10 protein-coding genes are annotated in these 8531 nt (G+C 55.5%); 3 read left to right on the top strand and 7 right to left on the bottom strand.

Annotated elements, in window-relative coordinates:
* Positions 1–348 precede the first annotated feature (348 nt).
* From BLQ24_RS04980 to BLQ24_RS04970, 3 genes are all read left to right on the top strand, one after another.
* Positions 349–828 (top strand): YbaK/EbsC family protein, encoded by a 480-nt coding sequence (locus BLQ24_RS04980; RefSeq protein WP_090163291.1) that lies wholly within the window; start codon positions 349–351, stop codon positions 826–828.
* Positions 829–958: 130 nt separating this feature from the next.
* Positions 959–1174, top strand: coding sequence for a hypothetical protein (locus BLQ24_RS04975; protein WP_143004252.1), 216 nt, complete (start codon positions 959–961; stop codon positions 1172–1174).
* An 8-nt stretch (positions 1175–1182) separates the two neighbouring features.
* Entirely contained in the window at positions 1183–2031 is an 849-nt protein-coding gene (locus tag BLQ24_RS04970) for a hypothetical protein (protein ID WP_090163287.1), read from the top strand.
* Here BLQ24_RS04970 and BLQ24_RS04965 read toward each other — a convergent pair.
* From BLQ24_RS04965 to dltA, 7 genes are all read right to left on the bottom strand, one after another.
* Complete coding sequence (locus BLQ24_RS04965) at positions 2000–3304, bottom strand: HAMP domain-containing sensor histidine kinase (RefSeq protein WP_090163285.1); 1305 nt, start codon at positions 3302–3304, stop codon at positions 2000–2002. The genes BLQ24_RS04970 and BLQ24_RS04965 overlap by 32 nt on opposite strands.
* A complete protein-coding gene (locus tag BLQ24_RS04960) occupies positions 3282–4013 on the bottom strand; it encodes a response regulator transcription factor (protein WP_090163282.1) in 732 nt (243 codons plus the stop codon). The genes BLQ24_RS04965 and BLQ24_RS04960 overlap by 23 nt, the downstream gene beginning before the upstream one ends.
* 130 nt (positions 4014–4143) lie before the next feature.
* Positions 4144–4305 carry a hypothetical protein gene (locus BLQ24_RS10080; protein ID WP_163427252.1) on the bottom strand — a complete coding sequence of 54 codons (162 nt, stop codon included), beginning with the start codon at positions 4303–4305 and terminating at the stop codon, positions 4144–4146.
* Positions 4262–5455, bottom strand: a complete 1194-nt coding sequence (gene dltD / locus BLQ24_RS04955; RefSeq protein ID WP_090163280.1) for a D-alanyl-lipoteichoic acid biosynthesis protein DltD — start codon at positions 5453–5455, stop codon at positions 4262–4264. Before dltD ends, BLQ24_RS10080 begins: the two co-directional genes overlap by 44 nt.
* Positions 5455–5709 (bottom strand): D-alanine--poly(phosphoribitol) ligase subunit DltC, encoded by a 255-nt coding sequence (dltC, locus tag BLQ24_RS04950; RefSeq protein ID WP_242869590.1) that lies wholly within the window; start codon positions 5707–5709, stop codon positions 5455–5457. The genes dltD and dltC overlap by 1 nt, the downstream gene beginning before the upstream one ends.
* 70 nt (positions 5710–5779) lie before the next feature.
* Positions 5780–6943 (bottom strand): D-alanyl-lipoteichoic acid biosynthesis protein DltB, encoded by a 1164-nt coding sequence (gene dltB, locus BLQ24_RS04945; protein WP_090163279.1) that lies wholly within the window; start codon positions 6941–6943, stop codon positions 5780–5782.
* A complete protein-coding gene (gene dltA, locus BLQ24_RS04940; RefSeq protein ID WP_163427249.1) occupies positions 6943–8454 on the bottom strand; it encodes a D-alanine--poly(phosphoribitol) ligase subunit DltA in 1512 nt (503 codons plus the stop codon). The genes dltB and dltA overlap by 1 nt, the downstream gene beginning before the upstream one ends.
* Positions 8455–8531 lie beyond the last annotated feature (77 nt).

Here is an 8531-nt window from a genome sequence, read left to right as displayed (position 1 = left end):
CCGTGCTTCTGCCTTTTGACACATCAATACCTACTGCGTTTAACATCACTGATACCTCCGATATTGAAATTGCAATGGATGACCAGTTTTCTCATTGCCGATTCAATCTCCTGGGGTATCACACGAACGCAATGTAATTAGTAAATCGGTTCAACCTGCATAAACCGAACGGCTGCAAATGAGTATGGCTGGCTGACAGGCTTTCGTGCGGACGCCATATGGTCCTAGGAGGAACAAGTCAGATCCATGCCACACCATTGTACAGCTTTAGCAATGAAAGGGAGCAGATCCTGGCTGGTTGTCAGGTGTCTGTTACCTACAACTTTATTGTAGGAGGAGGAGCTGATTATGTCAGCGGAGAAGGTCAGGGAATATCTGAAGGAGAAGGGAATGGAGGGCCGGATCACGGTTCATCAGGAGACCATCGATACGGTGGAGCATGCGGCCATACAGGTGGGGTGCAGTGAGGCAGAGATTGCGAAGACGCTGACTTTTCTGGCAGGGGGATCCCCGGTGATGGTGGTGATGGCCGGGGACGTGAAGGTGAACAGCTCGAAGTTCAAGGCGCAGTTTCACGAGAAGCCTCATATGATCCCCAGAGATCAGGTGAATGCACTGATCGGACACGAACCGGGCGGGGTCTGTCCTTTTGCCGTGAAGGAAGGGGTGGAGATCTGGCTGGATGTATCGATGAAGCGTTTTGGGGTTGTGCACCCGGCAGGGGGATCCGAATTTACTTCTGTCCGTGTTACACCCCGGGAACTGGAGGAAGTGACGGGGGCCCGGGGCTGGTGTGATGTCTGTAAGCCTCAGAAGGCCGGCGCCTGAGACGGAATGGACCGGGATCGGCGGGAATCATTCGGGATCGGCGGGAATCATTCGGGATCGGCGGGGAACCGGTCGGTGACGGACCGGGAAGCGACCGGCGGATGAGCGGCACCGGCTTCAGGTGGAGCAGGTGGAGGATGAATATTATGTTACGGTGGAGCATGAGATGAGGAAGGCGCACTATTTTTCCTTTATCGCTGCGGCCTCTTCTGATAGAATGAATATCGTGAAATTATATCCGGAGGGGAATGCTGCGGCCCGTTTCAAGATCAGCGGCGGTATGCGGATCTATTATTTCTGCAACCGAGACGGATTATTCGTGCAGCAGGTTCCCAGAATGCGATAGGAGTTAAGATGTCGAGTAAGGGAAAAGCAGCGGCAGTGATTGCCGCTGCGCTGATTGCGGGATTGCTGTCTTTTTTTGTGGCAGCAGATTATTTTACTTCGGACCGGGTGCTCGCCGGGGCCGGGAAGTCGCTGAAGGAAACCAGAACGACGGTGATGGAAATGACGGCTTCTGCCGCAGTGGCCTCTGCGGTGGTGGCGGCTGTGCCGGGCGATGCCACCACGCCGGTGGCAAATAAGCTGGCGGATCTGAGCGGTTATCTGCTGGTGATCCTCGCAGCGGTGTATCTGGAGTCCTGTCTGCTGACACTGACCGGATTTCTGGCGTTCCGGATTCTGATTCCGGTGGCCTGCGGGATTCTGATTCTATGGGTGTTCCGGCGAAGAAAGGCGCTTCTCCGGGGGGCGGCAGTGCTGGCGCTGGCCGGGGTGCTGCTGTATTCTGTGGTGCCGGTGTGTCTCTTCGCCTCAGATCATCTGGAGACGTTCAGCCTGAGCAGTGTGAAACAGACGGTGCAGGATGCAGAGAATGGCACCGGGAAGATCGAAGGGCAGACCAGGGCGAAGGAAAATAAAAATCTGCTGGAATCCGCCAAGGATCTGATCGGCACATCCGCCAGTGCGCTGAAAGCGGAGGGAGAGAAGGTGCTGGGCAGTTTCATGGATGGCATTGCGAAACTGATCATCCGCACGATTCTGCTGCCGATCTTCATGCTGCTGGTTTATCTGGGAATCGTCCGGACGGCCTTCTCGATGCTGGGCATCCGGGACGGTGCCGGCGCAGGGACCCCGTCACACCGTGTTCTCCGCCGGAAGCTGAAGGGGTTCAAGCATTCCGGAACCGGAGTGTCACAGTAAACGTCTCTGCATCTTCGGCGTCCACCTCGCACAGGCCGTTCATGGCCTCCATCATCTTCCGGACGTTTTTCAGACCGACCCGGTGCCGGTCCCGCCGGTATTTCTCCGGATTCGTCCGGTTCTGAAAACAGATGGAAGAATAATGATCGTCGAATTTCGTCCGGATCCGGATGGGATTCGACTTATCGGCGTATTTCTGCACATTGGATACCACATTATCGAAAATCCGGGGCACGTAGTCCGGATAGAAATAGACCGGCCGGTCAGTCCATTCCGGCTCCCCCTCACACCGGTATCCGGCCTCGGACAGATAACTGATGACCACGGACAGCGGATCGAAGAATACGTCCCGGAAACCTGCGGTCTGAAGTTCAACGGCGCTGCTCTGTCCGATCAGTGCGTATTCAAACAGCTCGCCGGTGAGGCCCTTCAGCTGGTTCGCTTTCACGGAAATACGGTCCACATACTGCATCATCTGTTCTCTGCTCTCGCACCGTCCGTTCTGAATCATATCGGAATAGAGCAGAATGGAAGTGAGGGGGGTGCGCAGATCGTGACTCAGCTCGGTAACCAGTTCCTGACTGCTCTGCCGAGCTTTCAGCTCCTTCTGCATCTGGGTTCTCAGTGCTTTCCGCATGTTGTTGATTTCCCGGGCCAGTTCTTCGATCTCGTCATCCCCCCGGGCCAGGATCTCGTGGTCCAGATTGCCGCTGCGCAGCACTTTCACTTCCTGCTCCAGATCCCGGATGCGGCGCATCCTCCGACGGACGCCCAGAAGAACGATGGTCAGAAACAGAACGGCGGTCAGCGTCACAGAAAGAATGATGAGCATGAAATACACCGAGTAGGAGAAGATCCCCTCGAAAAACACTTCGGTCTTTCCGTCGGCGAATGTGATGTACAGCGGGCGGTTCCGGCGGGAGGTGTCCGCTGATCCGGAATAGTCCTCGTCGTACTGGTCGGTGTCCGAGTTGTATACAACTTCCCCTTTCTTCGTCACCCACATGGACAGCATGCTGTGCTGATCCACCCAGCGGTTGATGGCTTTCGTGTCGGTGCTCTTCAGATTGTTCTTTTTCACATAACGCTGAAGGCTGCGGGCGTATTTCAGCTCCATTTTGTTGGTAACGGAAGCGGAGTCATAGTAGGAATCCGCCGCCGTGACGGATGCGTACAGCACAATTCCGAAGAATGTCAGTGAGATAACTGCTGCCAGCACCAGCAGCAGCGTCAGCTTCGTATAGATCGATTTAATTGCCCGAATGTGTTTCAAATTGATAGCCCTTTCCCCAGATAGTCCGGATCCGCTTAGGGTTGTTCGGATCGTCTTCTACCGCCTTCCGTATTTTCCGGATGTGAACCATGACGGTGTTGCTGCAAGTGTAGAAATAAGGTTCGTTCCAGATCGTTTCGTACAGCATCTGTGCCGAAAAAATCTGATTGGGATGCTGCATCATGAGACGAAGCATCCGGTATTCAATATCGGAAAGGGTACAGGCCTCTCCGCCCTTCTCCACATGGTTGAATGCCGTGTCCAGGGACAGATCTCCGAACCGGAGATGGGAACTTTCTGCCTTTTCCTTCCCCGCACTGTCTTCCTTTCCCCGGTAGACCCGGTAGCGCCGGAGCAGCGCCTTGATCCGCCCCAGAAGTTCCGCATAGGAGAAGGGCTTCGGCAGGTAGTCGTCCCCTCCGGCCATGAGGCCGATCAGCTTGTCTGATTCCTGGGACTTGGCGGTGAGAAACAGAACCGGCACGTTGGATGTCTCCCGGATCTTCTCACAGGCAGAAAGCCCGGACATGTTCGGCAGCATGATATCCAGAATGACCAGATCCGTGTCTTCGTCCAGGAGCGGGAGGCCCTCCTCTGCGCTTTCGGCTTCGCTGACCTGATAGTTCTCGCCGGACAAAAGCTGTTTGATGATCGTTCGAATATCCGGATCGTCCTCGATAATCAATATTTTTCCCTGTTCCTGTGCCATTTCGTTCCTCGCTGCTTCACGGACTGCATCAATATCAGTATGATTATACCCCGTTCTATCCGGGCGATGTATAGGAAACATGAATCTCCTTCCTTTCTGTTGGTTTTTGCGGTGGAATCCCCTGTTTCCATCAGAACACCGCATAGGTGAACACCGGTGAGGTGATTCCCATGGAGAACAGGCTGAAGAGGTAAAGCACCAGGAGCAGAGCCAGGAACTGAAGCGTGTATTTCCAGAATTCCCGGTCCTTAATATAGTGCAGGAGCTTTGTAAAAATTGTAGATTTTTTCATCCAGAATGACCCATCCTTTCTTCCACGGGTGTACGGCATCGGTGAGCATGCCCGGTGTATAACTGTATTTCGAGAGGTCTGTCACTTTCACCCCGTTTTTCATGGCCACTTCACTGATCTTTTTTCGATACTCGTTCCGTCGGGCCGCATCAATGCCGGTGTGATCATACCAGAAGCCGCTGACCGGCTGAAGGATCACCTGAACATCGATGCCTTCTTCCTCGCAGACCCTGAGGAACAGGTCGAAATCTTCATATTCCCGGGATATGGTCACCGGGGTATTGAGATGTAGCCCCTTCGACCGCCGGTAAATGCGGGCGAATTTCTTCTTCCACATCCGGTCGGAAATCTGCAGGGGATTATTCGAATGAATCAGCGTCCGCTCCAGGGCGATCTGCTGCAGGCGCTCCCAGTCCGGAGCCTGTCCCTTCGGAACCATAGGACGGGGGTTCTTCGGACGGTTCTGGGTCTTCATGTTATCGACCTTCTCCGCCATGATGAGGGCCGCCCGTTCCTGGGAACAGGTGTGGGACCGGTAGTACCCTGCTTCTGCCCGCTTCAGCGGGTTTCTCGTATGCCTAAGATAGCGGGCGTCATAGGCCTCCACCCGTTTCTGCTTGGCCCGGTCATCCCGGAGCAGGTAACGGGTCCGCTTCGAAATCGCCTTCTTCAGCCCCCGGGAAAGGGTCGGGTTTTGCAGCATACCGACATAGGCAGAGTCAGAGAAGCGGATGCTGAAGAGATCCGGTTTCACATCCTCCCCGAAGAACCAGTTCGGGGAAAGCAGGAGAACTGCCTTGCGGGTGTGCATGGAAGGGGCCAGTGCCGCCAGCATCGTGGCGTGGTTCAGATCCTGGGAGTAGGGCTGGCCGATATTCATAACATCCAGGTCGCTGCGGTGGAACATGTTCTTGATGTAGAACCGGCTTTTTTTCTGGTGACCCAGCTCGGAAGAGCCGAATACCAGCATGGTTTTCTTTCCTAAATTGTCTGTTAATGCCTGGACACACCGGTCCTTGTACGGATTGTACCAGTACTGGAAATCTCCTTTCGGATCCCTGAGGTTCCGGCCGTCGGCGAAGGAACGGATACCGGTAGAGATGCCCAGAAACAGGACCAGAGCCAGGCAGAATGCTGCCAGTCTTTTCATTACTTCTCACTCCGGCTCTGTACGACGGCGATGATCTTCGCCGGTGTTTCCATTTCTTCCCGGGTGTACTCGGTAGGACCGATGACAATTCCCAGCTTGTCTTCGATGTCCATCAGCAGTTCGATCCAGCCCAGAGAATCGATCAGATCCTCCTCCGGAAGGCTGATGTTCAGGTCTTCCTTCACGATTTCATCGCCGGTGACGTCCTCCAGGATGTCCAGTACTGTGCTCTTGATGGTTTCCATGTCTGCCATGTTGTTACCTCCGTGTTATTCTTTCGGTTATGGTGATTGATATTCTGCGTCTGGTTCCGCCGCCCTCCGGTTATGCCGGCAGATACATCATGATCCTGCCGCTGAAGATGAAGAATCCGATCATGACCAGCTGGAAAGTGATGAATCCGGTGGTCAGGCGGTACCATTTCTTTTTCTTGTTCCGCTTGTGGAACTTCGATTTCTTGTGGTAGATCTCCGTCAGGGACAGGAGAATGCCGTGGTACAGGCCGTAAATAATGTAATACGGCTCTGTTCCGTGCCATATGCCCATCAGTCCCATGTTCAGCATGAAGGCGATGACGGCGATGGTCAGGCGGCTCTTGAACTTCCGGCTGCGCATCAGATCCATGGTGATCCGGGAAAATACGAAGTCCCGGAACCAGTGGGACAGGGTGATGTGCCAGCGGTCCCAGAAATCAATGATGTCCACGCTGAGGAACGGCTTGTTGAAGTTGTCCGGCGTCCGGACGCCGAACAGGTAGGACGAACCCACTGCCATGAGGCTGTATCCTGCGAAATCGAAGAAAAGATAGAACCCGTAGGAGTACATGTAAATGAGTGTCCTTGCCGGGGTTGTTCCGTTTCCCAGCCGCAGCATGACCTGGTAGAAGAGGGCCGCAATGACCACCTTGTATACCAGCCCCAGCATGATGCGCCAGAGTCCGTTTCCGGCCAGTTCCATATATTCGTCCCGGGGAATGACCCGTTCAATGTCCTCCCGGAACCGTTCACTCCGGTCAATCGGACCGGAAGTGAGCACCGGAAAGAAGATCATCATGTACAGGTACGGGAAACTTTTTACTTCCCTGATCTGTCCGTCGTAGATCTGTATAATCACCTGGGCGGACTTGAATGTCATATAGGAGATACCCAGGAACCCGAACCAGTGCAGTGTGCCTCCGGCCGCATGGGCGTATTTGTTCAGCGCCAGGGGCAGAATGGACAGCAGCAGAAACAGATAGTAGAGTTTCCGACTGCGCCCGGTTTTCGACCGCACCCGCAGGTAAATCTTTGCCGCTGCCAGTTCTCCTGTCAGGAAGATCCCCAGGTAGATCAGCGCCCGGGGGCTGCTACCCATGGAGAGCCAGACGAACAGGCCGGACACCAGAAAGCCGTACAGGCGCAGTGGTTTCTCCAGCCAGCCCAGCAGCAGCGCCGGCAGGGACAGAAGCGCCAGGCAAAGGAAAAAGGTATTGTCTTGGAATAACTGCATCAGATCATTTCTCCCAGTTTCTTGCGGTCCAGCTTCCCGTTCATGGTCATGGGGAAGTCAGAAAAAAATACGATTCGGCGGGGTACCATGTAGGCCGGAATGCGTTCTTTCATGGCGGTTCTGATCCATTTCCTGCGGGCATAGGAGGTGTCCTCCGCCGGATCCTGGAGCACACAGGCGGTCAGCCCCTCGCCGGAGCCTTCTTTCTTCTGCAGGAATACGGCGGCACCTTCCACCCCCGGAAGACGCATCAGATTCTTTTCGATGTCTCCCAGCTCGATCCGGTAGCCGTGGAACTTGATCTGGCCGTCCATTCTGCCGTGGCAGAACACCATGCCGTCCTCCCGGATGAAGCCGCTGTCACCGGTGCGATAGGCCCGCTGTCCGTCCTCCGTCAGGAAGAAAGCGGCGGCGGTCTTCTCCGGGTTATGGAAATATCCCTGGCTCACTGTGTCGCCGGTGATGACCAGTTCCCCGGTTTCTCCCGCTCTGAGTTTCCTGCCCTCCCGGTCCAGAGCGTACATGCCGGTGCCCGGTTTCGGAAATCCCACAGGCAGATCAGCTGCTGTTTCTTCCAGCAGCGCCGGGGTGATTCCAACGGCAGTGACACAGACGGTGGCTTCCGTCGGCCCGTAGGTATTGATGACCTCCGTTTCCGGGAAGCGGCGGAGCAGACGTTCTGCCGTCCTTCGTTTCAGCGGTTCGCCGCAGAACAGGAATTTCCGCAGACCGCACAGGTGGCTGCCGTCGAATTCCGGCGTACTGAGGCAGAGGTCTGCAAAGGACGGGGTGGAAACCCAGTAATTCGGCTGCTGTTCCTCCAGATAGCCCTGGAGCGCTGCCGGGTCTTCCGTCAGATCATGATCCACGGACAGGATTGTGGATCCGGTGGCCAGGCCGGTGTAGACATCCATGACGGAGAGGTCGAAGGAGAACGGCGCCTGATTCAGGAATACCCCCGGTTCGTTGTCCACCAGTGTGACGGACCAGTCCAGATAAGCCTCCAGATTGCCGGTGCTGACCTGAACCCCCTTCGGCTTTCCGGTGCTGCCGGAGGTGAATATGATGTAAAGGGTGTCTTCCTTCCGGTTCCAAAGTGCCGGATCCGGCCCGGGGATGTTTCTGTCCTGCCGGATTCGGTGAAGGTCGGCAGGGCCGACCACCCGGATCCCGGGAACAGGGAAGGCGGGCATTTCCGCAGCCAGCAGCACCGGACTGCCGCAGGCAGCCAGGATGTCCCGGATCCGCTGCTCAGGCATGTTGGTATCCAGCGGCACATACGGATGGCCGGTCCGCACGGCGGCCAGGAAACTGACCGGCATGCCGGTGTCCTTGTGTCCGTACACAGGAATCGGCTGATGGGCCGGCATTTCGATTCCCGCAAGGAATCCGGACAGTCTGCCGGACTGTTCCCAGAGTTCCTGGTAGGTGATTTCGCCGCTTCGGAAGTGGAAGGCGGTCTTCTCTGGCTGTGCGGCAGCGTGCTTTCGGATGGTTTCAATGATATTCATATCGATTCCCCCTGCCCCTCTTCGGGGCATCTGCAATGTATGCTTCTTCTGAAATCATATTCACTATACAAGAGGAA

The sequence above is a fragment of the Eubacterium pyruvativorans genome (genome assembly GCF_900102225.1).
Lineage (GTDB): Bacteria > Bacillota > Clostridia > Peptostreptococcales > Anaerovoracaceae > Aminicella > Aminicella pyruvativorans.
The sequence above is the reverse complement of the archived record's forward strand: the minus strand, read 5'-3'. Positions and strand labels throughout refer to the sequence as shown.

Coding starts and splice junctions, on each gene's coding strand:
- BLQ24_RS04980 (WP_090163291.1), top strand. CDS start 349: ATGTCAGCGGAGAAGGTCAGGGAATATCTGAAGGAGAAGGGAATGGAG.
- BLQ24_RS04970 (WP_090163287.1), top strand. CDS start 1,183: ATGTCGAGTAAGGGAAAAGCAGCGGCAGTGATTGCCGCTGCGCTGATT.
- BLQ24_RS04960 (WP_090163282.1), bottom strand. CDS start 4,013: ATGGCACAGGAACAGGGAAAAATATTGATTATCGAGGACGATCCGGAT.
- BLQ24_RS10080 (WP_163427252.1), bottom strand. CDS start 4,305: ATGAAAAAATCTACAATTTTTACAAAGCTCCTGCACTATATTAAGGAC.
- dltD (WP_090163280.1), bottom strand. CDS start 5,455: ATGAAAAGACTGGCAGCATTCTGCCTGGCTCTGGTCCTGTTTCTGGGC.
- dltC (WP_242869590.1), bottom strand. CDS start 5,709: ATGGCAGACATGGAAACCATCAAGAGCACAGTACTGGACATCCTGGAG.
- dltB (WP_090163279.1), bottom strand. CDS start 6,943: ATGCAGTTATTCCAAGACAATACCTTTTTCCTTTGCCTGGCGCTTCTG.
- dltA (WP_163427249.1), bottom strand. CDS start 8,454: ATGAATATCATTGAAACCATCCGAAAGCACGCTGCCGCACAGCCAGAG.